We start from the raw sequence: 24,509 nt of genomic DNA, 5'->3' as shown, positions 1-24,509 counted from the left end.
CTCATTGGATCACGATGCTTTTTTATGAAACATAATGTTTTTCTTTCTCCTCTGTTTGCTGCATTTTGCGGTAGGTCACTCTTGAAATGATAATGCTCACTTCGTATAAAACGAGCATTGGCAAGGTGACCATGAGGTGAGAAACAAGCTCTGGCGGTGTAATGAGTGCGGCAATGACAAGGAGGACAAAATAGGCATACTTCCGTATTTTTGATAAAAACATCGGTGTGATGATGCCAAGTCTTGTGAGAAACATCAACACGACGGGCATCTGAAACAAAAAGCCAAATGGAAGTGTTAACTGCATCAGAAATGTAAAATACTCATGAATCCCAATGACTTGCTCTACATTTAAATCATTCGACATTCGCATCATAAAGTCGACGACAAACGGAAACAAAATAAAATAAGAGAAAGCCACACCGCTCAAAAATAAAAGCAGTGCAATCGGAATGTAAGCAAGTGTCACCTTTCTTTCTTTTTCATATAAGCCAGGACTCACAAACGCCCACAGCTGATATAAAATAACGGGACACGTCAAAACCAAAGCAATGACAAATGCGAACTGCATAAACACGTACAGTGGATCTGTAAGCTTAAATGCGTTCAGCGTGAGTGTTGCCGCTTCATCGGTATTTTGTAAATACACAATGACCGGCTTCGCGAGAAAAAAACCAGCCACCATAAAGGCGACAAAAAACATCGCAATGATCACTAAGCGTTTTCGCAGTTCCACAATATGCTCCATAAGCGGCATATCTTTGACATTCATGAAGCTCATCCTATTCTACTGATCTTCTTTTTTCTTTTTTTCTTCCTGATCATCAGCTAAGCCTTTTGTGGCATTTTTGAATTCACGTAATGTATCTCCTGCTGCTCTTCCTAATTCAGGAAGCTTTTTCGGCCCAAAAATAATGAGCGCTACAATCGCAATCAGAATCAAACTCCCAGGACCGATCGGACCCATTTGCTCCACCCCCTTTACCCCTTTTCGTCAGTCCTCCTGCGTAACAGAGTAATGCTTTAAGAAATACACAAGAGACTGAAGTTCAACCGCCAAATCTATATGATGAATTCGAATGTGTTCCGGCACATTCAATCGAGCCGGCGTAAAGTTAAGGATTCCTTTGATGCCAAGGGCAATCAAACGATCTGTAATGGATTGAGCTGCTACGGCAGGTACTGTCAAAATCGCAACAGGTATATCTCCTACCTCTTGAACATGCTCTTCAAGCTTATCCAAATCATAGACAGGCACGCCGCCTATCTCACTTCCTATTTTACTCTCATTGACGTCAAAAGCCATTGAAATTTTTGTATTATTATTTTTTATGAAATTATAGTGTAAAAAAGCAGTCCCTAAATTCCCGACACCGATGAGCATGACATTGGTCATTTCATCTTGGTCAAGGGTCTTTCTGAAGAAGGTCAAGAGATAATCGACATTATAGCCATACCCTTTCTTCCCAAGTGCACCAAAGTACGAAAAATCTCGGCGAATGGTGGCAGAATCCACTTTGACTGCATCACTAAGCTCTGCTGATGACACCCTTTGTTTTCCTGATGCATGCAGATTTTTTAAAAAACGGTAGTATAGCGGCAAACGTTTGGCTGTCGCTTGTGGAATTTTTGACTGATCTATATTCATATAAGGTCCTCCAACTTAAATATCAGATGCTCTGTGAAAATCACCGTTTTTCCCGCCTGTCTTTTCAATTAGATAGGTAGGACCGATGATCATGCCTTTATCAATCGCTTTGCACATGTCGTAAACGGTCAGTGCACATACTGAAGCAGAAGTGAGCGCTTCCATCTCCACACCCGTACTTCCTTTTGTTTTTACCTGTACTTGTATGTTCAGGATGTGCGCATTTCCGTCTTCCTCCCAATGAAAGGAGATATCCACGCCTTTTAGTGCAAGCGGATGACACATTGGAATGATGGTAGATGTTTGCTTTGCTGCCATGATGCCAGCAACCTGTGCAACAGACAGCACATCCCCTTTTCCAATTTCACGCTGCTCTATTTTATGAAACACTTCTTTTATCATACGAACACTTGAAACAGCAACGGCGGTTCTCACTGTAGACGATTTGTCACTAATGTCGACCATCTTTGCTCTTCCCTGTTCGTTAAAGTGGCTAAATTGACTCATCTTTCAACGCTCCCTCACTCAAATGATACACTATTTTTTCCTATCTGTCTTTCATTTGAATATGGCGATTGTATGTAACATTTGCCGGTTTACTGCTGATAAGCTACACTTAACATATTATAGCAGAGGTGAAGTTACATGATGATTCTACAAGTGAATCAGCTGTCCAAATCGTTTGGCGCTGATACCGTTTTAACGAATATAAAATTGGAAGTCAAAGCAAGGGATCGCATTGCCATTGTAGGTCGTAACGGCGCAGGCAAATCCACGCTTTTGAAAATCATTGCCGGTCAAATGTCTTACGAGCAAGGTGAGATCATCAAACCAAAAGACCTATCGATCGGCTATTTAGCACAGCATACCGATGTGACGTCTACACGTACGTTAAAAGACGAATTATTATCGGTTTTTGATCATTTAAAAGAGATGGAACAAGAGATGAGAACCATTGAGGAGAAAATGGCTTCCTCCACAGGTTCTGAGCTGGATGCCCTTATGAAAACCTATGACAGGCTTCAGCAGGAATTTAAAGATCAAGGCGGCTATCAATATGAAGCAGATGTCCGCTCCATTCTTCATGGACTCGGCTTTAGTCATTTTGAAGATGAGACAACCGTCCAATCCTTAAGCGGCGGCCAGAAAACCCGTCTAGCGCTTGGAAAGCTCTTATTAATGAAACCAGAACTCTTAATTCTGGATGAGCCGACCAACCATTTAGATATTGATACCTTATCATGGCTGGAGCAGTATTTGCAAAATTATACAGGTGCCATTCTCATCGTGTCCCATGACCGCTATTTCTTAGACAAAGTCGTAAACCACGTCTATGAAGTCTCAAGAACTTCGATGAAAAAGTTTGCAGGAAACTATAGTAAGTATCTTGAGCTGAAAGCAGAGCAGCTAGAGCGTGATATGAAACTCTACGAAAAGCAGCAAGAAGAGATCTCAAAGCTTCAGGATTTCGTGGATCGCAACCTGGCAAGAGCCTCGACCACAAAGCGCGCTCAAAGCAGACGCAAGCAGCTCGAACGGATGGATCGTTTAGATAAGCCTTTAGGAGACGAAAAATCCGCAAACTTTCATTTTGATATTACGAGACAAAGCGGCAATGATGTGCTGAAGGTGCATGATCTCGATATTCGTTATGATGAAAAAACACCGCTCCTATCCTCTCTTTCTTTTCAGATTAAACGAGAGGATAGTGTGGCACTCATTGGTCCTAACGGGATCGGGAAATCAACCCTTTTAAAAACGTTAACAAACACATTAACACCAGTAAAAGGCGAGATCACTTTTGGATCTCATGTCACGATCGGCTACTATGACCAAGAGCAAGCCAAACTGACATCCTCGAAAAAAGTGCTCAATGAGCTTTGGGATGATTATCCTCATATGAATGAAAAAGAAATTCGGACATGTTTAGGAAACTTCCTATTTTCCGGTGATGACGTTTTAAAGCCTGTCCATGCATTAAGCGGTGGAGAAAAAGCACGCCTTGCACTAGCAAAGCTGATGCTCCAAAAAGCCAACTTTCTTATTCTCGATGAGCCTACAAACCATCTGGACTTAGATAGTAAGGAAATTTTAGAGAATGCACTAATTGATTATCCAGGAACCATCTTATTTGTCTCGCATGATCGTTATTTTATCAATCGTCTCGCCACGAAAGTATTTGAGCTTTCGCCTACAGAAACAAGAGAATATCTCGGTGATTATGATTACTATCTTGAAAAGAAAAATGAACAACTAGAGCTGGAGGCACTTCAAGAAAATGAACCGCTTAAAATACAAGCTGCACAGCAAGCAGAAAAGGCAAAGCTTTCTTATGCGGAAGAAAAAGAGCTGAAAAAGAAAGAAAGACAAAAGCAGCGCAGAATCGAAGAAATTGAAGAACGTATTGCTGTCATTGAAGAAAAGCTCAGTGAAAATGAAAAGCTTCTATGTGATCCTGAAATTTTTCAAGATCACGAAAAGGTCCAAGACATTCAGACAGAAAATGATACGCTCAATCAAGAGCTGGAATCACTTTTTGCGGAGTGGGAAGAGCTGTCAGAAGCTTAAAGAGTGCCCTAAGGGTACTCTTTTTTCTTTCAATGAAAATTTATTATCCACAACGATACCCACAATAACTTCTTGATTATTCTTAAATACTTTGGACTTATCCACTTTATCCACAGAGTTTTAATCACATATCCACAAAAAAGATCATATTTATACACACCCTCTTCATTTTAAAACAAAATTTTCTAACAATTGTGGATATATAACGTTTACATGTGAATAAATCGCTTTCATCGAAAAATAAAAAACCCCTGTAATCCACAGGAGTTTTCATTCATATGAGACTAGTGATAACCCTGGCTGGCCATTCATCGTCATATCGCCTCTGATTCCTTTTTCAAATGCAACGGTTCCAGCAGCAGCGATCATGGCTGCATTGTCTGTACAAAGAGATAATGGCGGAATAATGACCTTCACGTCTGGCAGCTTCGTAAATGCTGAGGTTAAAGCTTCTCTTAGTCCTTTATTGGCAGCGACTCCTCCAGCTAGAACAACTTGCTTCACACCATAGGCTTCTGCTGCTTTCAATGTTTTCCCAACAAGCACCTCAATGACGCTTGCTTGAAAACTTGCGGCCAAATTCTCTGGGGCAATCGTTTCACCCTTTTGTGACGCATTGTGTAAGGTGTTGATCACAGCTGATTTTAAACCACTGAAGCTAAAGTGATAGGATCCTTCTTCAAGCCATGCACGAGGAAGCTTAATTGTCGGCTCCCCTTCATGCGCTAACCGATCAATGTGAGGTCCGCCTGGATACGGGAGACCCATCGTCCGGGCCACTTTATCGTACGCTTCTCCAGCTGCATCATCTAATGTTTCTCCGATGACCTCAAAAGATCCGTGCTCCTTCATTAAAACAAGCTCAGTATGTCCGCCAGAGACAACAAGAGCTAAACACGGAAACTCCAATTCATCAACAAGCTGGTTTGCATAAATATGCCCTGCAATATGATGAACACCTACAAGAGGAATTTGATGGGCAAAGCTCAGTGCCTTTGCTGCATTGACACCAATCAGCAGAGCACCGACGAGGCCAGGTCCTTCTGTGACAGCAATCGCATCTAAATCCTTAAAGCTCATACCCGCTTGTGCCATCACTTCTTCTAATACGATGGTGATTTGCTCCACGTGATGCCTTGAAGCAATTTCGGGTACAACACCGCCAAATCGTTTATGACTGTCTATTTGCGAGGCCACCACATTTGCCACGATTTCCTTTCCATTTTTGACAATGGACGCAGCTGTTTCATCGCAGCTTGTTTCTATACCTAATATAAATCGATCTGTTTGTTCACTCATTTATATTCACCCACATGACTAATGCATCTTCTCCATTATCCGTATAATAATTCTTTCGAATTGAAGCTGATCTGAAACCGAGCTTTTCATAGAGGGATTGTGCTGGTGTATTCGAAACCCGCACCTCTAAAGAAAGATGATCTGTCTTTTTTTCTTTGCAAAATTCCATGACATGTCGAAGCAATGCTTCCCCGTAGCCTTTTCCTCTATGCTCAGGGAGAATCGCAATGTTCGTAATTTGTGCATCATCCATGACAATCCAGACCCCGCAATACCCAACAGGCTTCTTATCTTCTTCAATGAGGAAATAATGGCTGTATTGGTTATGGAGAATCTCATACACAAACGATTCCTTTTTCCAGGGTGCTGTAAACGAATGCACTTCAATCGTATACACCTCTGGAATGTCTGCTACTGTCATTTGTCGAATCTCTGCTAGGTTAAGATTATTTTTGTCCTTCAAGCCATTTCACTTCCGCTTCTGCCAAACGAATATAGTTAGGAACAAGCTGATGGACATCTTCAGCAGGACGATCTGCGCCTAAAAATGCAAGCACTGCAGGTCTTGGGTTATGAAATGTCCCCTCTGCCAGTACAGCCGTTTCTCCTAAAATGGAGCGAATGCTCTCTTCATGAAGATGCACATCTTGTCCAAGAAATAGAACAGGCTTTCCTGTCTGCTTCAGTTCATGAAGCCAATCCGTGAGCAAGATATTTTGATCTGGTTCGACTTCTTTGATCTTACCTTTTTCAAACATATATAGTCCGGTATAAACTTGGCCTCTTCTCGCATCAAATAGAGGTGAGATATATCCATCAAAATATTGGCCATTTGCCGCAAGTGTTTCTAAACTCGAAACAGCTGATATCGGGATAGACAGCGTCCACGCAAGTGTTTTTGCGATGGTAACACCGATTCTGACGCCAGTGTAAGAACCAGGTCCTTTTGCTACAACGATTTTGCTTAGTTCGCTTGGTGATACACCACATTCTTTCATCAATGCTTCAACAGTAGGCATCGCTCGGACGGAATGGTTCTTTTTTAAATACGTAATGCTCTCGCCAATCACAGTGAAATCTCTTACAAGAGCAATTCCTAGTGTATGGTTTGATGTATCAATGGCCAGTATGGTCAAATTCTTTCATCTCCTTACAAAGGGTCTCATAACGCTCCCCTTTTGCATCAAACGTGAGATGCCGTTCTTCTTCACGTTCTGTTCTCAGCATTTCTATTTTTAAATAGGAAGAAGGCAATTGAGGCTCAATAAGATGTGCCCATTCAACCAAGCATATACCTTCACCCTCAAAATATTCTTCGAGGCCGATCTCTTCATCTGCATCTTCCATGCGATACACGTCCATATGATAAAGTGGCAGTCTGCCATCAGTATATTCTTTAATAATTGTAAAGGTGGGGCTGTTGACGATACGGGTAATTCCTAAGCCTTCCGCAAAACCTTTTGAAAAAGTGGTTTTGCCTGCACCTAAATCTCCTTCTAATGTCAATACATCGCCTGGCATCACAAGTTTGGCCAAAGCAGCGGCAATTCGTTTCGTCTCATCCGCACCTTTTGTCGTCCATGTTAATTTCACCGGTGATGTCACCTCATTTCTTAAAATGATTATATCCTTTTTTCATTAACATTGTTTGTTGATCATTGTCTTTTAACATAACACTGGCTGCTTGATCATCTTTGACTTGTCCAATACGTGTGATCTGAATGCCTTCTTTTTGACATTGCGATTCAAAGCTTTCCCAATCAGATTCTGGTATCGTACCAGTCAAAACAAAATCTTCTCCCCCAAACAAAACCCATTCAAGCCAGTCTTTGCGGAGCACCTGTAGATCTGGATGAATTGGAAGCTTATCAGCTTCTATCTCGATCATCACACAGCTCGCTTCGGCTATTTCATTCAACTCACTCGCTAGTCCATCACTCACATCATTCAAGGTCACACGCGGGAAACTTGAACAAATGTGTCCAGCAGCAATATGAGGCTGAGGCATTTTATGACGCTTAAGAAAAAAATCAGTATCGACCGCCTTAGAAGAGGCTGCTTTGTTCATTAAGATTGATAACCCAGCAGCTGATGAACCGAGTTCACCTGTGACAAAGACAACGTCTCCAGTCTGCGCACTGTGACGATAACAAGCTTTTCCCTTTGAAACCTCACCAATCACCGTCACGGTAATGACAAAGTCACTGCGGGTGGCCACTGTATCTCCACCAATCAAATCCATATGATAAGAGTCAGCCAACGCTTTCATTCCCTCGTAAAGTTCCGTGACGATTGTCTCATCACCATGAGGCGGGATCGCAATTGAAACAAGATAATACTTTGGGGTCCCTCCCATTGCAGCGATATCACTGACATTGACTGCCAACGCCTTAAAGCCAACTTCAAATGGTGTGGAAAAGTCAAAACGAAAATGAACATTCTCCACCATTGTATCAACACAAACGACCTCTTCACAATGTGAATGAGGTTGATAAACACTTGCATCATCACCGATGCCCATGATCAAAGAGCGCTGATATGTATCTTTTGGTGTGATTCGGCGAATAAGATCAAATTCATCCATAAAAAGACAGCCCCTTCTTGCAATCAATTGGTTAAGTAGACATGAGGTCAAACACAGTTAGTATTAGTGTAGCGAATATAAGTCTCAGTTCCAACTAAAAATGATATAAAGAAAGCCTGGTGTGAAAAAACCAGGCTGAGTTGAGGTAATCTATCTATTCTTTCTTATAGTGTAGCCAAACACAAATCATTTCATTGCAACTTGGGCACTTGTAGAAAGAAAAAGACATAAAAAAAAACGAAACTATACGTTTTCGTTTACAAGTCATAAAAATGGCGGTCCGGACGGGACTCGAACCCGCGACCTCCTGCGTGACAGGCAGGCATTCTAACCAACTGAACTACCGGACCATTTTGGTTGCGGGGGCAGGATTTGAACCTGCGACCTTCGGGTTATGAGCCCGACGAGCTACCGAACTGCTCCACCCCGCGATGATATAAAGATAACAAGCTTGGCGGCGTCCTACTCTCACAGGGGGAAACCCCCAACTACCATCGGCGCTGAAGAGCTTAACTTCCGTGTTCGGTATGGGAACGGGTGTGACCTCTTCGCTATCGCCACCAAACCTGATGGAGAGAATGTTCTCTCAAAACTAGATAACAATGTTCATGCTTCACATTAGAATATAGGTTAAGTCCTCGATCTATTAGTATCTGTCAGCTCCACGTGTCACCACGCTTCCACCTCAGACCTATCAACCTGATCATCTTTCAGGGATCTTACTTCCTTGCGGAATGGGAAATCTCATCTTGAGGGGGGCTTCATGCTTAGATGCTTTCAGCACTTATCCCGTCCGCACATAGCTACCCAGCGATGCCCTTGGCAGAACAACTGGTACACCAGCGGTGCGTCCATCCCGGTCCTCTCGTACTAAGGACAGCTCCTCTCAAATTTCCTGCGCCCGCGACGGATAGGGACCGAACTGTCTCACGACGTTCTGAACCCAGCTCGCGTACCGCTTTAATGGGCGAACAGCCCAACCCTTGGGACCGACTACAGCCCCAGGATGCGATGAGCCGACATCGAGGTGCCAAACCTCCCCGTCGATGTGGACTCTTGGGGGAGATAAGCCTGTTATCCCCGGGGTAGCTTTTATCCGTTGAGCGATGGCCCTTCCATGCGGAACCACCGGATCACTAAGCCCGACTTTCGTCCCTGCTCGACTTGTAGGTCTCGCAGTCAAGCTCCCTTGTGCCTTTACACTCTGCGAATGATTTCCAACCATTCTGAGGGAACCTTTGGGCGCCTCCGTTACATTTTAGGAGGCGACCGCCCCAGTCAAACTGCCCACCTGACACTGTCTCCCTGCCCGATAAGGGCAGCGGGTTAGAAGGTCAATACAGCCAGGGTAGTATCCCACCGATGCCTCCACCGAAGCTAGCGCTCCGGTTTCCAAGGCTCCTACCTATCCTGTACAAGCTGTACCAACATTCAATATCAGGCTGCAGTAAAGCTCCACGGGGTCTTTCCGTCCTGTCGCGGGTAACCTGCATCTTCACAGGTACTATAATTTCACCGAGTCTCTCGTTGAGACAGTGCCCAGATCGTTGCGCCTTTCGTGCGGGTCGGAACTTACCCGACAAGGAATTTCGCTACCTTAGGACCGTTATAGTTACGGCCGCCGTTTACTGGGGCTTCAATTCGCACCTTCGCTTACGCTAAGCGCTCCTCTTAACCTTCCAGCACCGGGCAGGCGTCAGCCCCTATACTTCGCCTTACGGCTTCGCAGAGACCTGTGTTTTTGCTAAACAGTCGCCTGGGCCTATTCACTGCGGCTTCTCGGGGCTTTAACACCCTAAGAAGCACCCCTTCTCCCGAAGTTACGGGGTCATTTTGCCGAGTTCCTTAACGAGAGTTCTCTCGATCACCTTAGGATTCTCTCCTCGCCTACCTGTGTCGGTTTGCGGTACGGGCACCTCTCACCTCGCTAGAGGCTTTTCTTGGCAGTGTGGAATCAGGAACTTCGCTACTAAATTTCGCTCGCCATCACAGCTCAGCCTTCATGGGAAACGGATTTGCCTATTTCCCAGCCTAACTGCTTGGACGCGGATATCCAATACCGCGCTTACCCTATCCTCCTGCGTCCCCCCATTGCTCAAATGGTGAGGAGGTGGTACAGGAATATCAACCTGTTGTCCATCGCCTACGCCTTTCGGCCTCGGCTTAGGTCCCGACTAACCCTGAGCGGACGAGCCTTCCTCAGGAAACCTTAGGCATTCGGTGGACGGGATTCTCACCCGTCTTTCGCTACTCATACCGGCATTCTCACTTCTAAGCGCTCCACCAGTCCTTCCGGTCTGGCTTCACAGCCCTTAGAACGCTCTCCTACCACTGTTCGTAAGAACAGTCCGCAGCTTCGGTGATACGTTTAGCCCCGGTACATTTTCGGCGCAGAGTCACTCGACCAGTGAGCTATTACGCACTCTTTAAATGGTGGCTGCTTCTAAGCCAACATCCTGGTTGTCTAAGCAACTCCACATCCTTTTCCACTTAACGTATACTTTGGGACCTTAGCTGGCGGTCTGGGCTGTTTCCCTTTCGACTACGGATCTTATCACTCGCAGTCTGACTCCCAAGGATAAGTCATCGGCATTCGGAGTTTGACTGAATTCGGTAACCCGGTAGGGGCCCCTAGTCCAATCAGTGCTCTACCTCCGAGACTCTTACCTTGAGGCTAGCCCTAAAGCTATTTCGGAGAGAACCAGCTATCTCCAGGTTCGATTGGCATTTCACCCCTACCCACACCTCATCCCCGCACTTTTCAACGTGCGTGGGTTCGGGCCTCCATTCAGTGTTACCTGAACTTCACCCTGGACATGGGTAGATCACCTGGTTTCGGGTCTACGACCACGTACTCATGCGCCCTATTCAGACTCGCTTTCGCTGCGGCTCCGCATCTTCTGCTTAACCTTGCACGGGATCGTAACTCGCCGGTTCATTCTACAAAAGGCACGCCATCACCCGTTAACGGGCTCTGACTACTTGTAGGCACACGGTTTCAGGATCTATTTCACTCCCCTTCCGGGGTGCTTTTCACCTTTCCCTCACGGTACTGGTTCACTATCGGTCACTAGGGAGTATTTAGCCTTGGGAGATGGTCCTCCCGGATTCCGACGGAATTTCACGTGTTCCGCCGTACTCAGGATCCACTCTGGAGAGAACGACATTTCAGTTACAGGGCTGTTACCTTCTTTGGCGGGCCTTTCCAGACCTCTTCGCTTATATCATTCCTTTGTAACTCCGTATAGAGTGTCCTACAACCCCAAGAGGCAAGCCTCTTGGTTTGGGCTGTTCCCGTTTCGCTCGCCGCTACTCAGGGAATCGCATTTGCTTTCTCTTCCTCCGGGTACTTAGATGTTTCAGTTCCCCGGGTATGCCTTCTCATACTCTATGTATTCAAGTATGGATACTACTCCATTACGAGCAGTGGGTTTCCCCATTCGGAAATCTCCGGATCAAAGCTTGCTTACAGCTCCCCGAAGCATATCGGTGTTCGTCCCGTCCTTCATCGGCTCCTAGTGCCAAGGCATCCACCGTGCGCCCTTTCTAACTTAACCATTTCTTACTTTAGAAAGAATCACTATGTGTGATGAACTTTGCATTGCATTCAATGTGAATGTATTACTTATTGTTATCTAGTTTTCAAAGAACAATCCTGTCTCGCTAGAGACATGTTTTGAAGGAATGATCCTTCAAAACTAAACAAGACGAAAACGTACGCTGCTCCATATATCCTTAGAAAGGAGGTGATCCAGCCGCACCTTCCGATACGGCTACCTTGTTACGACTTCACCCCAATCATCTGCCCCACCTTCGGCGGCTGGCTCCATAAAGGTTACCTCACCGACTTCGGGTGTTGCAAACTCTCGTGGTGTGACGGGCGGTGTGTACAAGGCCCGGGAACGTATTCACCGCGGCATGCTGATCCGCGATTACTAGCGATTCCAGCTTCACGCAGTCGAGTTGCAGACTGCGATCCGAACTGAGAACAGATTTATGGGATTGGCTAAACCTTGCGGTCTTGCAGCCCTTTGTTCTGTCCATTGTAGCACGTGTGTAGCCCAGGTCATAAGGGGCATGATGATTTGACGTCATCCCCACCTTCCTCCGGTTTGTCACCGGCAGTCACCTTAGAGTGCCCAACTGAATGCTGGCAACTAAGATCAAGGGTTGCGCTCGTTGCGGGACTTAACCCAACATCTCACGACACGAGCTGACGACAACCATGCACCACCTGTCACTCTGTCCCCGAAGGGAAAGCCCTATCTCTAGGGTTGTCAGAGGATGTCAAGACCTGGTAAGGTTCTTCGCGTTGCTTCGAATTAAACCACATGCTCCACCGCTTGTGCGGGCCCCCGTCAATTCCTTTGAGTTTCAGTCTTGCGACCGTACTCCCCAGGCGGAGTGCTTAATGCGTTAGCTGCAGCACTAAGGGGCGGAAACCCCCTAACACTTAGCACTCATCGTTTACGGCGTGGACTACCAGGGTATCTAATCCTGTTCGCTCCCCACGCTTTCGCTCCTCAGCGTCAGTTACAGACCAGAGAGTCGCCTTCGCCACTGGTGTTCCTCCACATCTCTACGCATTTCACCGCTACACGTGGAATTCCACTCTCCTCTTCTGCACTCAAGTTTCCCAGTTTCCAATGACCCTCCCCGGTTGAGCCGGGGGCTTTCACATCAGACTTAAGAAACCGCCTGCGAGCCCTTTACGCCCAATAATTCCGGACAACGCTTGCCACCTACGTATTACCGCGGCTGCTGGCACGTAGTTAGCCGTGGCTTTCTGGTTAGGTACCGTCAAGGTGCGAGCAGTTACTCTCGCACTTGTTCTTCCCTAACAACAGAGCTTTACGATCCGAAAACCTTCATCACTCACGCGGCGTTGCTCCGTCAGACTTTCGTCCATTGCGGAAGATTCCCTACTGCTGCCTCCCGTAGGAGTCTGGGCCGTGTCTCAGTCCCAGTGTGGCCGATCACCCTCTCAGGTCGGCTACGCATCGTCGCCTTGGTGAGCCATTACCCCACCAACTAGCTAATGCGCCGCGGGTCCATCTGTAAGTGACAGCCGAAACCGTCTTTCATCCTTGAACCATGCGGTTCAAGGAACTATCCGGTATTAGCTCCGGTTTCCCGGAGTTATCCCAGTCTTACAGGCAGGTTACCCACGTGTTACTCACCCGTCCGCCGCTAACATCCGGGAGCAAGCTCCCTTCTGTCCGCTCGACTTGCATGTATTAGGCACGCCGCCAGCGTTCGTCCTGAGCCAGGATCAAACTCTCCGAAAAAGTACAAAACCGAAGTTTTGCTTTTCGCCAGTTTGACTGACTACCTATGAAGTTTCATAGGATTTTTTTTATAAAAACTCGAATTAACAGGTACGTTTTGTCTTGTTTAGTTTTCAAAGATCATGTTCAAAATGGAGCGGGTGATGAGAATCGAACTCACGACATCAGCTTGGAAGGCTGAGGTTTTACCACTAAACTACACCCGCGTGGTTTGTATTGGCGCGCCCGAGAGGAGTCGAACCCCTAACCTTTTGATCCGTAGTCAAACGCTCTATCCAATTGAGCTACGGGCGCTTAATCAGGCGACTTAATTATCTTAACATATCGTTTTTCTTAAGTCAACATCTTTTTAAAATTTGTTTGCCGCATGTGTGTGAACGTCTGCGTTTCAAATACGTCATCAGCGACGAATAAAAATATACCATGAATCACATAAAAGGGTCAATACATTTTTCTAAAAAAGTTTCATGTTTTTTAAAATTGATTTTTTCTTAGATCAATAGACATGTAATAGCCCTATTTTCTTCTCTTTCTTCATAATTCCAATGATTCTTAAATAAAATCTTTCTAAATACAAAGGAGGACAAAACATGGCCACATAGAATTTTTATTTATTGGAAAATTCTTAATACTTTTCCAGACATTTAAAGGAGGTAGGAGATGATGAAAAAGTTTATCGCTTTTCAAATCATGATCGCTTTGGTGATAGGAGCTCTTATCGGCCATTTCTTCCCTGACTTCGGAATGGCACTCAGGCCAATTGGAGATGGATTCATCAGGCTGATTAAAATGATCGTTGTTCCAATCGTTTTCTCTACCATTGTTATTGGTGCAGCCGGCAGCGGCGGCATGAAGAAAATGGGCAGCCTTGGATTAAAGACGATCATTTGGTTTGAGGTCATCACAACCATCGTTCTTGGGATCGGATTATTATTGGCAAACGGGCTAAAGCCTGGGGTTGGCCTCGATTTCTCTAAATTAGCTAAGAAAGATATTGGGGAATTAGATGGTTATACTGAGAAGGTCGTTGACTTTAAACAAATGGTATTAGATATCATTCCAACCAATATCGTCGATGTTATGGCTCAGAATGATTTACTTGCTGTCATTTTCTTCGCCATCTTATTTGGTGTAGCGGCAAGCGGCATCGGTAAAGCTTCTGCTCCTGTTCTCACCTTCTTTGAATCAGTGGCACAAATCATGTTTAAGCTCACACAGATGGTGATGGTGACAGCACCTATTGGGGTTCTTGCATTAATGGCTGCTTCTGTCGGCCAATATGGCATTGTTTTATTAATCCCAATGATGAAGCTTGTCGGGACTGTATTTTTAGGATTATTCATTATTCTCTTTGCTTTATTCCCTCTGGTCGCACTGATCTTCCGTTTTAACTACTTCGAAGTATTAAAAATGATTTGGGATTTGTTCCTTGTTGCCTTCTCTACTACGAGTACTGAAACTGTCCTTCCTCAATTGATGGAACGAATGGAGAAATACGGGTGTCCAAAAAGAATCGTTTCCTTTGTAATTCCATCTGGTCTTTCTCTCAATTGTGACGGATCAAGTTTATATTTATCGGTTGCCTGCGTATTTCTTGCACAAGCGTTTGGTGTCGACATGAGTCTGTCACAGCAGCTTTTGATGATGCTTGTTCTTGTGTTAACGAGTAAAGGTATTGCAGCTGTGCCATCCGGTTCACTCGTTGTTCTTTTGGCAACCGCTCATGCAGTCGGTCTTCCAGCAGAAGGCGTTGCCATCATAGCCGGTGTTGACCGAATTATGGATATGGCACGAACAGGCGTGAATGTTCCAGGGCATGCCGTAGCATGTATTGTCGTATCTAAATGGGAAAAAGTATTCCGTGAGTCAGCGTGGGAAGTTCCTAAAGCGGGTGAAGAAACAAAAGGGATGTAATGTTATATGAAGGAAAGGGTTCACCCTTTCCTTTTTTATGCTAAAAATGTTTGCTTAAGTACGGCTTTTCCTTGAGGTTGCAGCTGTACTTCTGCATATGCCCCATTAATCAGCGTCATTTGCGGCGGGACATGCCCACAATCTATATCGTAAAAAATGGGGATTTGTAGTTCCTTTTGTAATTCTTCATATATATCCTGATACTGATACCCTTCAACAGGCACATCTACTGCACTTCGCCCAAACATCATACCTGAACAGTGATCAAACCACCCTGCTAGTTTTAATTGCACAAGCGATCTCTTCACGCTTGCAGCATTTAATTCGCAGTTTTCGAAATACCAGAGAATTGGTTCATCGTTTATGAATGTTTTCTGAAAAGTTTTGACGTCCCCATAAGGTGTCCCTGCTAAATGACGTATGACATCAATGCAGCCACCCAGCAGTCTTCCCTTTACCATCTTTTCTTGTTGATCAACCGTATGCCATGCAGTAGATTCTGTTAAATGAAAGACATGTTTAATCGGATCGTCACGCTTCCATTCCTTTTGATACATAGATGAAGAAAACTGGCTTATGGCCATTTCCCCTTTTGTTGAAAGCACCTCTTCCCACATGACAGTCGTTTGATCAAGCTCTTCTCCCTGAAGATCTACTAGGTTCGGCCCATGCGCTGTAGCAATGCCTGTTTTTAATGTCAACGCCAGCAGGAGTGCACTCGTATCTGAGTATCCTAGAATCCACTTTTTTTGCATGGATGAGAAATCGAGGTGCTCTAACACTTCCATAAGCAGCTGTCCTCCCCATGGCGGGATGATGTGGTCAATCTCCTCACATGTCATCATGTACTGAAGTTCGTTTGCTCGTTCTATCGCAGGGGCAGATTTTGCCTTTTCCTGATGCCAGACCGTCTCTCCACATATAACATCATAGCCTCTATGTTTCATTCGTTCACATGAAAGCTGAAACATGTCATGCAAAGATGGCTGTACACCTGACGAAGGTGCTGTGACGCCAATTGTTTGTCCTTTTTGCAAATGCGGAAATTGTATCATCCTGTTTCCCTACCCTCTCTCATTTATAAAGAAGATGCCCCTGTTAGAAGGGACATCTTCTTTTATTCCTTTTGACGCAATACAGTATAGACTCCTGCAAAGATACACAGAATCCCAATGAATGAGCGTATCCCCATCTCTTCACCTAAAAGCAGCCAGCCAAGAGCTGTCCCTACGATCGGTTGAAAGAAGAAGAACAGACCGCCGCTCGAGGCATCCATCAATTGAAGCCCTCTATTCCACAAAAAGAATGCTAGAGCTGTTGAGATGATGCCTAGATAGAGAATACCGCCCCAAATCTCTGGCCTGGCCATCTGCTCCACATCTAGATGAGGTAAACGAAATAAAGCAGGTGGTGTTAAGACAATGAATGCAATGATGATCGCATATGTGGTCGTCACGACTTGAGGGTATTTTCCTGGAACTCGTTTCAGCAAAACAGACATCAGCGCCCAAGTTAAAGCAGCGAAAACTAATGAAAGACCGCCAACAAATTCATCTGTTTGCACTGCGACTGGTCCAATCATGAGCCATACACCTGCTGTCGCAAGCAGGATGGATGCGCACTTTCGAACAGTCATAGCTTCTTTTAATAGAAAGAACGCAAACAGCACCATAAAAGCAGGGGTCGCAGATGTAATCACAGCCCCCATTTGTGCCGACGTATACATGGTGCCAATTTCTTGGGTCACAATTGATAGGAAATTTCCGATCAATCCGATCATGACAACAAGCGGGATATCTTTTTTATCTAATCGAAAGGAATAGCCCAAGCGCCAAATGGTGCACACCAGCACGATTCCTGCTACAGCATATCTCATCCATACAAGCTCAAGCGGCGGAACCACCGCTACTGTTACTTTGACAACAACGTACATGCCGCCCCAAATACTTGCAGCGATTGCTAGGTAAAGGGCGCCTATATATTTTTCCTTCATCTTTTCCCCTCCGTTACTGGATATATTGACCGCCATATCCACAAACGGAGATCACTCTCCGTTATGGACGGAGGGTGTTTGGTACATCATGTTCAAATAAAGGCTTCCATAGCATTGTCGTCACCTCATTTGTTTTTATTTTCAGACTACTTTATAACAAATTCTGGTTGACTTCAATCCTTTTTTGTCACCATTTTTCTTCATATAATAGAAGATAAACGGGTATTGACATGCTGAATTCGTTTTCATATAGTAAGTAAAACTATTGGTGGCCACGGAGAAAAGGAGTAGAGGACGTTGGATATTGAAGCGAGGAAACACATTCCCAGCACGGAACATGAACCGTTTCTTGAGGGAATAAAAGATTGTGTGCCAACCCTGCTCGGTTATATGAGTATTGGGTTTGCCTTCGGAATTGTTGGAATTAGCGCACAGTTAAGTATATGGGACATTGCGCTTTTATCGATTTTTATTTACGCAGGTGCTTCACAGTTTATTATCTGTGCACTGCTTGTGACAGGGAGTCCCCTTTCTGCTATTATTTTCACCACATTTATTGTGAATCTGCGTCATTTATTGCTCAGCCTGACGCTTGCTCCTCATTTTACACGCTACTCTGTGAAACAAAATATTGGGTTCGGTCTTTTGCTGACTGATGAATCCTTCGGTGTAGCGATGAATAAATTAGCGCAGCAAGGAAAGCTGAATAACAGGTGGATGCACGGACTGAACATAACGGCGTATTTATGCTGGATTGCAGCCTGCATACTTGGCGGCATTTTTGGACACTGGATTTCAAATCCTGAAGCGCTTGGTCTTGATTTTGCTTTATCAGCGATGTTTGCCGCACTGCTAGTCCTTTCGTTACAGACAGTACCCAAAAATAAGTTAACTCATCGCCTGTCGCTTGTCTTGTATATGGTCGTTGCCATGTTTGTTCTGCTTCATTTTGTTCCATCACATGTGGCTGTTCTCATAGCTACTGTACTTGTCGCAACCATTGGGGTGGTGACAGATAAATGATCAGCAGCTTTATGTTATGGCTCATTGTTGGTTGTATGATCGTCACCGTCATTCCGAGAGTCGTACCCTTTATATTTGTACGGAGTATTCAGCTGCCTGAAGTGGTGCTGAAATGGTTATCGTTTATTCCTATTTGTATCTTTGCAGCTTTGATTGCAGAGCATCTCTTCATCCATACAACAACAGGCACAGGCGTCACTATCCACTGGATGTATCTGGCTGTCTTGACTCCTACTGTACTCATTGCTGTTTGGACAAAAAGCTTGTCACTTACTGTTCTTGTCGGCGTCATGCTGATGGGCATTGCTAGATGGTTTTTCTAAAAGAAAAAGCTTAACCACATGTGGTTAAGCTTTGTTTCATTTGACGATTCCGTATACAAATCCATCATAACCTTTTTCCCCAACAGTTTGAATCGCTGTTGCCTCTATTCTCGGCTCTTGTTTGAGTAAATCGAAAAATTCACGAGTTCCTTGTACTCGTTCATCCTCATCAGAGTTATGAAGGACTGCACCATTTCTGACGACATTGTCTGCAATAATGACTGTTCCCTTTTTCGAGAAATCTAACGCCCACTTCAGATATTTCGGATTGTTCGGTTTATCTGCATCAATGAAAATGAAATCGAATGGAAGCGCAGCCTTCTCTTTTAACTGAGATAACGTATCTAATGCCTTTCCTTCCAAAATGCTCACCCGTTCTGATAAGCCCGCTCTGCTGATGTTTTGCTGTGCGATCTGTACATGATGGCTGACAGCCTCTAACGTGATGAGTTCCCCATCCTCTTCAAGAGCACGGGCCAGCCAAATAGTACTGTATCCACCGAGTGTCCCGATTTCTAAAATGCGCTTTGCATTCTTCGTTTTTGCTAATAAATAAAGCATTTTCCCTTGGGCTGGTGACACATCAATTTCTGGCAGACCCGCTTGCTTATTATGAGTAAGGGTTTGCTCCAATACATCATCTTTAGGGATCAGCTTGTCTGTGATATACTCGTCGACTTTCTCCCACACGTGCTCCATTTCATCCATCTCCCTTGATTATGTCTTCTCTCTCAAGTCTACATGATGATCGTGAGAGCGTATAATCAATTCTTTTCACATATCTATTCATTTTTTTGATGAAAGACATGTGATGAGGAATACATGAAGCAACCTACTAGTTTCGGTTCTACTCGTTCAGCTTATTTTTGACATCCCCTTTTTTATCTTGAAGCTTTCCTTTTGCTTGATCCTTTTTCCCTTCTGCTTTCAAGTTTTGATGATCGACTGCTTCACCAAGCTTTTCTTTGACTTGACCTTTGACTCGATTTGTTTTTCCTTTCGCTTTATCCATATGTCCTTTTTCTTTACTCATTTGTTCCACCTCCACGTTTGATACTATTCATTTAGCCTTTTTGAAAGATACAAAACATCTGAGTGTGCGATGTACACGTTTCAGGTATGATAGACATACTGGAAAGAAGGGTGGGTGTTCTCATTAATGATCATCTCTAAAAAGATATTCACAGTTCGTGGGTTGACCTATCATATTCGGTCCGCTTCAGCGGCTGATGCCAAGCAGTTATCAGCTCTCAGACTGAAAATCGATGGTGAAACAGAATATTTAGACCGTGAACCAGGCGAAGCCTTTCTTGATGAAAAAGCATTTGAGGCTTTGATTCAAGAGGATACTAAACAAAGCCGGCATTTATTTTTGGTCGCTGCTATTGAAGGAAAAATTGTCGGTTTTTCAAGATGCGAGGGCCATTTACTCAAGCGATCTGCTCACAAAGTGACATTTGGCGTCGCCATCCAGAAAGATGCTTGGGGCTATCACATCGGGAAAGAGCTTTTAGCCGCTTCGATCGACTGGGCAGATCAGCAGGGTATTCAGAAGATGTCACTTCAAGTGCTGGAAACGAACAAAAAAGCCATTCGGTTATATGAGAACCACGGCTTTTTGATTGAAGGCGTATTAAAAAACGATAAACGGCTGAGTGACGGATTATATTATGATACTGTTGTGATGGGCAGACAGCGGCCAAGCTCCTGACTACTTACATCACATAGCCCCATATCATTGAAATCGCACTGTATATCAGAAGCAGCCCCATCACATACTGGAACGGTTTTTCGTAAGCAGTCAAAAAACGCTTATACAAAGAGCCAAATAAGCTCCAGCTGAATGTACCGAGAAAGCCAATGAGTGCGAGAATCAGCGTCCATATGACATACTGCATATTAGATTGTCCATATGGCAAAACAAATGTTGAAATCACAGTCAATCCATACAAAATCGCTTTTGGGTTGATAAATTGCAGCATCATACCAGGGATAAAATGATTGTAGCGATCAAGTGTTTCGTCATCCCCGCCTTTACTTTTCATGATTTTGACCGCTAAATAAATCATGTATGCAGCTCCGATGAACGCCATAACCCAGCCTATTTTCGGCATCACTTGATAAAGAATGAGATTAAAGAAGCAGCTCAAACACAAAATAACGAGAAATCCGATACCCACACCTAAACAAAAGCGAAATGTTTACTTGACCCCGTATTTATTCGTAAAGACCATGGCCATGATGTTGTTGGGCCCTGGGGTAAAGCTGCTAACAAAAGCATAGATCAACATGGATACAATCAAAATGCCGCCTCCCTTATACGTTATATAGACTTTAATTACTTTATTGCGTATGTTGTGTTTTATTGTAACGTTCGGTCTTTATAAAGTAAATAGAGAAAGGAGTTTTTTTCATGGAAGACGTACAATCGATTATTTCTAAAAATGTGAGGCTACTTAGAGATCAAAAAAAATTAAGCCTCGAAAAGATGGCAGAATTAACTGGTGTCAGCAAGACGATGATTGGACAAATTGAAAGAGGAGAATCGACCCCTACCATCACGACTTTGTGGAAAATCGCCAACGGATTAAAAGTATCTTTTAGTGAGCTCATTCACTCACCGCAGCCTGAAATCAAGGTAGTACGCAAGGAAGATGCACAGGTTTTAACTGAGGACGACGGACGATATCGTGTGTACACGACTTTTCCTTTTGATAACCGGGGGAAATTTGAAATGTACCGAGTGGAAATTGATCGAGGCGGGTCGCTTCGTGCGAGTGAACACATTGGGGGAACAGAGGAATTGATCACTGTTTTTGAGGGAGTCCTTGATTTATCCATTGGTGATGAACAATACACCTTAAAAGCCGGAGACTCTATTCGTTTTAAAGCGGACCGGACGCACACGTATCAACAAACCGGGGAACAAATGGTCCGAATGCAAATGATTCTTTATTATCCTCATGAAAAAAGCTGACAGGCTTGTCCACCTGTCAGCTTTGCGTTTTATTTAATTAAATCCTGGATCGCGTACCACTGTTCCAGTAAATGTGACACTATATTTTCCTAATCCTAATTCTTTAATAGAGGTTTGTTTTAAAATCCCGACCCAGCCATCCTCTGCATATACAATACTTTCTGGGATGTTTGATGTCGTATATGTTCTTGTTACTGAAACAGTTCGACTGGCCTGAGCCGTTATTTCACTGTTTGTTTGCTCCTTTGCTTCCACTGGAGCAATTGTGACTCCAGCACCCGTTAAGACAATTGCTCCAACCAAAACAGAAGACATGACCTTTTTCATAAAAAAATCCCTCCCTTTTTTGTTGAACGTATAAACTATACCATAATTTAGAACTTTTGTAAGTTTATTTTTTAATTATTTTGAAAATTATGATATCATTGTCTTATGCTGGATAGAGCGTGTTACATACTTCTATGCTTTTATCCTCATCTCAATCTAGTGAAACAATTGTGAACGGAGGTGATTTCATGAAAAAATGGCTCATCTGTTTTCAACTTGTTTTCCTCTTCACTTTGACGACCACACCATTTGCTTCTGCCGCCTCATGTCCTACAGTGAAACCATGTGTCATTGATCCTTAAGCATAAGAAAAAGCCGATCAAGCCTATTCTCTTGATCGGCCTTTTTATTTATTTTTGCTCTGCTTCCCAGCGGGCAACCTCTTCTCTTACTTTAGGAGCCACTTCTTTTCCAAATAGCTCAATGGCTTTTAGCACTTGATCATGCGGCATTGAACCAACCGGTACATGAAGCATAAAACGTGTGATGCCTACATTTTTTCTAAGGTGAATGACTTTCTCTGCCACGGTATCTGGATCTCCTACATACAGCGCGCCTTCTAAAGTTCTGGCTGCATCAAACGTAGAACGAGTATAAGGTCCCCAGCCTCGCTCTCTCGCTAATGTGTTCATCACATGCTGTGTAGATGGGAAGAATTGATCTGCTGCCAGGTCTGTTTCTGCCGCAACAAATCCATGAGAATGTGATGCTACAGTTAATTTCTCAGGGTCATGTCCAGCGTGCACTGCCGCTTGCTTGTACAGCTGAACGAGCGGTGCGAACTGTCTAGGACTACCGCCAATGATTGCAAGTACAAGTGGTAACCCTAGTAATCCAGCACGTACGACGGATTCACGGTTTCCTCCACTGCCGATCCAGATTGGAAGCGGATCTTGAACAGGTCTTGGATACACGCCAACATCCTGAATGGACGGGCGGTGCTTTCCGCTCCATGTGACACGCTCTGACTGCTGTAATTTGAGCAGCAAATCAAGCTTTTCTTCAAATAATTCTTCATAGTCATCCAGGTCATAGCCAAAGAGCGGAAATGATTCAATAAATGAACCACGGCCTGCCATAATTTCTGCACGTCCGTTTGATAGTCCATCCAGCGTTGCAAAATCCTGAAAGACACGAACAGGATCTGCTGATGAAAGGACTGTCACTGCACTTGTCAGACGAATATTTTTTGTTTGTGTGGCTGCAGCCGCTAAGACGACAGCTGGATTCGATGCGGCGAAATCCTCACGGTGATGCTCACCTACGCCAAATACATCGAGACCGACTTGATCTGCTAAAATAATTTCTTCTACTACTTCTCGAATACGCTGTGCGTGACTGACTGTTTTTCCTGTTTGAAAATCGGGTGTTGTTTCAACAAATGTACTAATTCCTAGTTCCATGATGGGAACCCCCTATCTTATAAATATGTCACAAATTCAGAAACTGGCTTTCTATAGCCTCTCGCTTGTCTGCTCTCTACTTTTTCTTTTCCGAGTGTAATCATTAACACAGGAACCAAATCTGATTGAATGTTTAATACCTTTTTCATTGTTTCGGGATCAAAACCGATCATCGGGCAAGTATCCCAGCCTTTATTTTTAGCGGCAAGCATAAACAGCATGGCAGATAATGAAGCATTGCGGATTGCCTCTTCCTTCTGGAAATCTGCTCCTCTCTGCTCATAAAAGCTCACGGTCTCTCTGACCATTTCTTCATATTGCTGCGCATTGATAATGCCTAGCATTTTTAGGCCTTCATATATGTTCCCTGCGTGCTCATAAGCATTTGGATCTCCGAGTACGATGATCGCTGCTGAAGCAGAGTGCACTTTATATTGTCCAAATGCCGCTTCTCTTACTTGTTCTTTCAGCTCTTCTGTTTGGACGACAACATATTGTGTGTGCTGTAAGTTAAAAGCGGATGGTGCCAGCTTGACCTCTTCAAATATGCTGTTAAGCTCTTCTCTCGAAATCGAGATATTTGGCAAAAAATTTGATGCGGATCGTCTTTCACGTACCAACGTATCAAAGCTGAGTGTCATCTTGTTTCCCCTTTTCGCGAAGTTGTTTTGCACCTAAACCGATTTTTTTCAGTAATTCAATGAGCTGCTCTTTTTCTTCTATTTCAATAAAGGCTAGATTTTGTGAAATGACCTCTGTGTGTTTAGGGAAAATGTCGTCAAACAATTGCTTCCCTTTTTCCGTCAGCCGTACATGAAAGACCCGCTTATCTGAAGGCGCACATTGCCTTTTCACCAGTTCTTGTTTTTCTAGTTTGTTCACGACATATGTCATGCTTCCACTTGGGATTGACAGGATGTCGCTGATTTTTTGAACAGGCTGAGGCCCTTTACTGTAGAGCAATTCTAGGATTTGAAAGTTTTCAAATCCGATATCATAACGTTCAATGTCTTTTTGGATATTTGTAAAAAGGGCTTGATAGGCTTTCATCCACACGCGGAATAGCCTTAAATCTAATTCATGATCATGCTGCACCATGGCAACTACTCCTTTTTCAAGAAATCCTAAAACTAGGATAAATTTATCCTAACACTAGGATATT

At 44.1% G+C, this 24,509-nt stretch carries 23 protein-coding genes, 4 tRNA genes, 3 rRNA genes and 1 pseudogene; 6 read left to right on the top strand and 25 right to left on the bottom strand.

Annotated elements, in window-relative coordinates; translation table 11 throughout:
- Positions 1–22: 22 nt before the first annotated feature.
- From tatC to moaC, 4 genes are read right to left on the bottom strand one after another with little or no spacing between them, the layout of a single operon-like run.
- Positions 23–781 (bottom strand): twin-arginine translocase subunit TatC, encoded by a 759-nt coding sequence (tatC, locus tag MHB69_RS02965; protein WP_098676753.1) that lies wholly within the window; start codon positions 779–781, stop codon positions 23–25.
- A gap of 6 nt (positions 782–787) precedes the next feature.
- Positions 788–967 carry a twin-arginine translocase TatA/TatE family subunit gene (locus tag MHB69_RS02960; protein ID WP_008355689.1) on the bottom strand — a complete coding sequence of 60 codons (180 nt, stop codon included), beginning with the start codon at positions 965–967 and terminating at the stop codon, positions 788–790.
- 27 nt (positions 968–994) lie between these two features.
- Positions 995–1,648, bottom strand: coding sequence for a redox-sensing transcriptional repressor Rex (locus MHB69_RS02955; RefSeq protein ID WP_008355687.1), 654 nt, complete (start codon positions 1,646–1,648; stop codon positions 995–997).
- A gap of 15 nt (positions 1,649–1,663) precedes the next feature.
- Entirely contained in the window at positions 1,664–2,155 is a 492-nt protein-coding gene (gene moaC, locus MHB69_RS02950; RefSeq protein WP_024424463.1) for a cyclic pyranopterin monophosphate synthase MoaC, read from the bottom strand.
- A 138-nt stretch (positions 2,156–2,293) separates the two neighbouring features.
- Here moaC and MHB69_RS02945 point away from each other — a divergent pair, with 138 nt between their 5' ends.
- Positions 2,294–4,216, top strand: coding sequence for an ABC-F family ATP-binding cassette domain-containing protein (locus tag MHB69_RS02945; RefSeq protein ID WP_034283021.1), 1,923 nt, complete (start codon positions 2,294–2,296; stop codon positions 4,214–4,216).
- A gap of 270 nt (positions 4,217–4,486) precedes the next feature.
- Here the strand turns inward: MHB69_RS02945 and tsaD are convergent, their stop codons facing one another.
- The 12 genes from tsaD to MHB69_RS02885 all read right to left on the bottom strand — a co-directional run bounded on the left by tsaD (position 4,487) and on the right by MHB69_RS02885 (position 13,681).
- Positions 4,487–5,515 (bottom strand): tRNA (adenosine(37)-N6)-threonylcarbamoyltransferase complex transferase subunit TsaD, encoded by a 1,029-nt coding sequence (gene tsaD, locus MHB69_RS02940; protein ID WP_065215059.1) that lies wholly within the window; start codon positions 5,513–5,515, stop codon positions 4,487–4,489.
- Entirely contained in the window at positions 5,508–5,936 is a 429-nt protein-coding gene (gene rimI, locus MHB69_RS02935) for a ribosomal protein S18-alanine N-acetyltransferase (protein WP_342496226.1), read from the bottom strand. Before rimI ends, tsaD begins: the two co-directional genes overlap by 8 nt.
- Positions 5,937–5,961: 25 nt before the next feature.
- Positions 5,962–6,651 (bottom strand): tRNA (adenosine(37)-N6)-threonylcarbamoyltransferase complex dimerization subunit type 1 TsaB, encoded by a 690-nt coding sequence (tsaB, locus tag MHB69_RS02930; protein WP_024426737.1) that lies wholly within the window; start codon positions 6,649–6,651, stop codon positions 5,962–5,964.
- On the bottom strand, positions 6,632–7,108 hold the full coding sequence (gene tsaE, locus MHB69_RS02925; RefSeq protein WP_034283027.1) for a tRNA (adenosine(37)-N6)-threonylcarbamoyltransferase complex ATPase subunit type 1 TsaE: 477 nt from the start codon (positions 7,106–7,108) through the stop codon (positions 6,632–6,634). Before tsaE ends, tsaB begins: the two co-directional genes overlap by 20 nt.
- A 13-nt stretch (positions 7,109–7,121) precedes the next feature.
- Positions 7,122–8,099, bottom strand: a complete 978-nt coding sequence (thiL, locus tag MHB69_RS02920) for a thiamine-phosphate kinase (RefSeq protein WP_342495983.1) — start codon at positions 8,097–8,099, stop codon at positions 7,122–7,124.
- Positions 8,100–8,372: 273 nt separating this feature from the next.
- Positions 8,373–8,449: transfer RNA gene (locus MHB69_RS02915), tRNA-Asp, on the bottom strand.
- A 4-nt stretch (positions 8,450–8,453) separates the two neighbouring features.
- A tRNA-Met gene (locus tag MHB69_RS02910) sits at positions 8,454–8,530 on the bottom strand.
- A gap of 18 nt (positions 8,531–8,548) precedes the next feature.
- A 5S ribosomal RNA gene (gene rrf, locus MHB69_RS02905) occupies positions 8,549–8,664 on the bottom strand.
- A 61-nt stretch (positions 8,665–8,725) separates the two neighbouring features.
- Positions 8,726–11,656 (bottom strand): 23S ribosomal RNA (locus MHB69_RS02900).
- Positions 11,657–11,838: 182 nt separating this feature from the next.
- A 16S ribosomal RNA gene (locus MHB69_RS02895) occupies positions 11,839–13,387 on the bottom strand.
- Together the 16S, 23S and 5S rRNA genes with 4 tRNA genes alongside form the textbook arrangement of a ribosomal RNA operon.
- Positions 13,388–13,519: 132 nt before the next feature.
- Positions 13,520–13,593: transfer RNA gene (locus MHB69_RS02890), tRNA-Gly, on the bottom strand.
- Between the two features lie 11 nt (positions 13,594–13,604).
- Positions 13,605–13,681: transfer RNA gene (locus MHB69_RS02885), tRNA-Arg, on the bottom strand.
- Between the two features lie 369 nt (positions 13,682–14,050).
- Here MHB69_RS02885 and gltP point away from each other — a divergent pair.
- Positions 14,051–15,301, top strand: coding sequence for a glutamate-aspartate/proton symporter GltP (gltP, locus tag MHB69_RS02880; RefSeq protein WP_024425437.1), 1,251 nt, complete (start codon positions 14,051–14,053; stop codon positions 15,299–15,301).
- A 35-nt stretch (positions 15,302–15,336) separates the two neighbouring features.
- On the opposite strand, the gene MHB69_RS02875 is transcribed toward gltP, so the two are convergent.
- Complete coding sequence (locus MHB69_RS02875; RefSeq protein ID WP_120209044.1) at positions 15,337–16,356, bottom strand: S66 peptidase family protein; 1,020 nt, start codon at positions 16,354–16,356, stop codon at positions 15,337–15,339.
- A gap of 62 nt (positions 16,357–16,418) precedes the next feature.
- Complete coding sequence (locus MHB69_RS02870; protein WP_034284064.1) at positions 16,419–17,294, bottom strand: DMT family transporter; 876 nt, start codon at positions 17,292–17,294, stop codon at positions 16,419–16,421.
- A 297-nt stretch (positions 17,295–17,591) separates the two neighbouring features.
- Here MHB69_RS02870 and MHB69_RS02865 point away from each other — a divergent pair, with 297 nt between their 5' ends.
- Positions 17,592–18,317 (top strand): AzlC family ABC transporter permease, encoded by a 726-nt coding sequence (locus MHB69_RS02865; protein ID WP_041116816.1) that lies wholly within the window; start codon positions 17,592–17,594, stop codon positions 18,315–18,317.
- Entirely contained in the window at positions 18,314–18,640 is a 327-nt protein-coding gene (locus MHB69_RS02860; RefSeq protein WP_101677108.1) for an AzlD domain-containing protein, read from the top strand. Before MHB69_RS02865 ends, MHB69_RS02860 begins: the two co-directional genes overlap by 4 nt.
- Before the next feature lie 36 nt (positions 18,641–18,676).
- Here MHB69_RS02860 and MHB69_RS02855 read toward each other — a convergent pair whose 3' ends face one another.
- Both MHB69_RS02855 and MHB69_RS02850 read right to left on the bottom strand, forming a co-directional pair.
- Positions 18,677–19,339, bottom strand: coding sequence for an O-methyltransferase (locus MHB69_RS02855; protein ID WP_342495982.1), 663 nt, complete (start codon positions 19,337–19,339; stop codon positions 18,677–18,679).
- Positions 19,340–19,487: 148 nt separating this feature from the next.
- Positions 19,488–19,673 carry a CsbD family protein gene (locus tag MHB69_RS02850; RefSeq protein ID WP_342495981.1) on the bottom strand — a complete coding sequence of 62 codons (186 nt, stop codon included), beginning with the start codon at positions 19,671–19,673 and terminating at the stop codon, positions 19,488–19,490.
- A 126-nt stretch (positions 19,674–19,799) separates the two neighbouring features.
- Between MHB69_RS02850 and MHB69_RS02845 the strand changes: the two genes are divergently transcribed.
- Complete coding sequence (locus MHB69_RS02845) at positions 19,800–20,351, top strand: GNAT family N-acetyltransferase (RefSeq protein ID WP_034284071.1); 552 nt, start codon at positions 19,800–19,802, stop codon at positions 20,349–20,351.
- Positions 20,352–20,355: 4 nt separating this feature from the next.
- Here MHB69_RS02845 and MHB69_RS02840 read toward each other — a convergent pair.
- Positions 20,356–20,943, bottom strand: a pseudogene (locus tag MHB69_RS02840) (LysE family transporter).
- Positions 20,944–21,053: 110 nt separating this feature from the next.
- Here MHB69_RS02840 and MHB69_RS02835 point away from each other — a divergent pair.
- A complete protein-coding gene (locus tag MHB69_RS02835) occupies positions 21,054–21,617 on the top strand; it encodes an XRE family transcriptional regulator (RefSeq protein WP_034284073.1) in 564 nt (187 codons plus the stop codon).
- Positions 21,618–21,650: 33 nt separating this feature from the next.
- Here MHB69_RS02835 and MHB69_RS02830 read toward each other — a convergent pair whose 3' ends face one another.
- The 4 genes from MHB69_RS02830 to MHB69_RS02815 all read right to left on the bottom strand — a co-directional run bounded on the left by MHB69_RS02830 (position 21,651) and on the right by MHB69_RS02815 (position 24,445).
- Complete coding sequence (locus MHB69_RS02830; RefSeq protein ID WP_034284074.1) at positions 21,651–21,944, bottom strand: hypothetical protein; 294 nt, start codon at positions 21,942–21,944, stop codon at positions 21,651–21,653.
- Between the two features lie 350 nt (positions 21,945–22,294).
- Positions 22,295–23,347: an LLM class flavin-dependent oxidoreductase gene (locus MHB69_RS02825; RefSeq protein ID WP_024425426.1), complete on the bottom strand. Its 1,053-nt coding sequence runs from the start codon at positions 23,345–23,347 to the stop codon at positions 22,295–22,297.
- 17 nt (positions 23,348–23,364) lie between these two features.
- Positions 23,365–23,988: a nitroreductase family protein gene (locus MHB69_RS02820; RefSeq protein WP_034284077.1), complete on the bottom strand. Its 624-nt coding sequence runs from the start codon at positions 23,986–23,988 to the stop codon at positions 23,365–23,367.
- On the bottom strand, positions 23,972–24,445 hold the full coding sequence (locus tag MHB69_RS02815) for a MarR family transcriptional regulator (RefSeq protein WP_034284080.1): 474 nt from the start codon (positions 24,443–24,445) through the stop codon (positions 23,972–23,974). Before MHB69_RS02815 ends, MHB69_RS02820 begins: the two co-directional genes overlap by 17 nt.
- Positions 24,446–24,509: the final 64 nt, after the last annotated feature.

The organism is Bacillus sp. FSL K6-0994, from assembly GCF_038630815.1.
GTDB lineage: Bacteria > Bacillota > Bacilli > Bacillales > Bacillaceae > Bacillus > Bacillus safensis.
Note: the sequence above shows the minus strand (reverse complement) of the source record. Positions and strands in the feature narration are given on the sequence as shown.

Bases quoted from the DNA above. Each gene is read 5' to 3' on its own strand.
- MHB69_RS02945 (WP_034283021.1), top strand. From the start codon at position 2,294: ATGATGATTCTACAAGTGAATCAGCTGTCCAAATCGTTTGGCGCTGAT.
- MHB69_RS02825 (WP_024425426.1), bottom strand. From the start codon at position 23,347: ATGGAACTAGGAATTAGTACATTTGTTGAAACAACACCCGATTTTCAA.
- MHB69_RS02850 (WP_342495981.1), bottom strand. From the start codon at position 19,673: ATGAGTAAAGAAAAAGGACATATGGATAAAGCGAAAGGAAAAACAAAT.
- tatC (WP_098676753.1), bottom strand. From the start codon at position 781: ATGAGCTTCATGAATGTCAAAGATATGCCGCTTATGGAGCATATTGTG.
- tsaD (WP_065215059.1), bottom strand. From the start codon at position 5,515: ATGAGTGAACAAACAGATCGATTTATATTAGGTATAGAAACAAGCTGC.
- moaC (WP_024424463.1), bottom strand. From the start codon at position 2,155: ATGAGTCAATTTAGCCACTTTAACGAACAGGGAAGAGCAAAGATGGTC.
- rimI (WP_342496226.1), bottom strand. From the start codon at position 5,936: ATGACAGTAGCAGACATTCCAGAGGTGTATACGATTGAAGTGCATTCG.
- MHB69_RS02830 (WP_034284074.1), bottom strand. From the start codon at position 21,944: ATGAAAAAGGTCATGTCTTCTGTTTTGGTTGGAGCAATTGTCTTAACG.
- gltP (WP_024425437.1), top strand. From the start codon at position 14,051: ATGAAAAAGTTTATCGCTTTTCAAATCATGATCGCTTTGGTGATAGGA.
- MHB69_RS02870 (WP_034284064.1), bottom strand. From the start codon at position 17,294: ATGAAGGAAAAATATATAGGCGCCCTTTACCTAGCAATCGCTGCAAGT.
- MHB69_RS02815 (WP_034284080.1), bottom strand. From the start codon at position 24,445: ATGGTGCAGCATGATCATGAATTAGATTTAAGGCTATTCCGCGTGTGG.
- MHB69_RS02820 (WP_034284077.1), bottom strand. From the start codon at position 23,988: ATGACACTCAGCTTTGATACGTTGGTACGTGAAAGACGATCCGCATCA.
- MHB69_RS02855 (WP_342495982.1), bottom strand. From the start codon at position 19,339: ATGGAGCACGTGTGGGAGAAAGTCGACGAGTATATCACAGACAAGCTG.
- MHB69_RS02960 (WP_008355689.1), bottom strand. From the start codon at position 967: ATGGGTCCGATCGGTCCTGGGAGTTTGATTCTGATTGCGATTGTAGCG.
- MHB69_RS02875 (WP_120209044.1), bottom strand. From the start codon at position 16,356: ATGATACAATTTCCGCATTTGCAAAAAGGACAAACAATTGGCGTCACA.
- MHB69_RS02955 (WP_008355687.1), bottom strand. From the start codon at position 1,648: ATGAATATAGATCAGTCAAAAATTCCACAAGCGACAGCCAAACGTTTG.
- thiL (WP_342495983.1), bottom strand. From the start codon at position 8,099: ATGGATGAATTTGATCTTATTCGCCGAATCACACCAAAAGATACATAT.
- MHB69_RS02835 (WP_034284073.1), top strand. From the start codon at position 21,054: ATGGAAGACGTACAATCGATTATTTCTAAAAATGTGAGGCTACTTAGA.
- MHB69_RS02860 (WP_101677108.1), top strand. From the start codon at position 18,314: ATGATCAGCAGCTTTATGTTATGGCTCATTGTTGGTTGTATGATCGTC.
- MHB69_RS02845 (WP_034284071.1), top strand. From the start codon at position 19,800: ATGATCATCTCTAAAAAGATATTCACAGTTCGTGGGTTGACCTATCAT.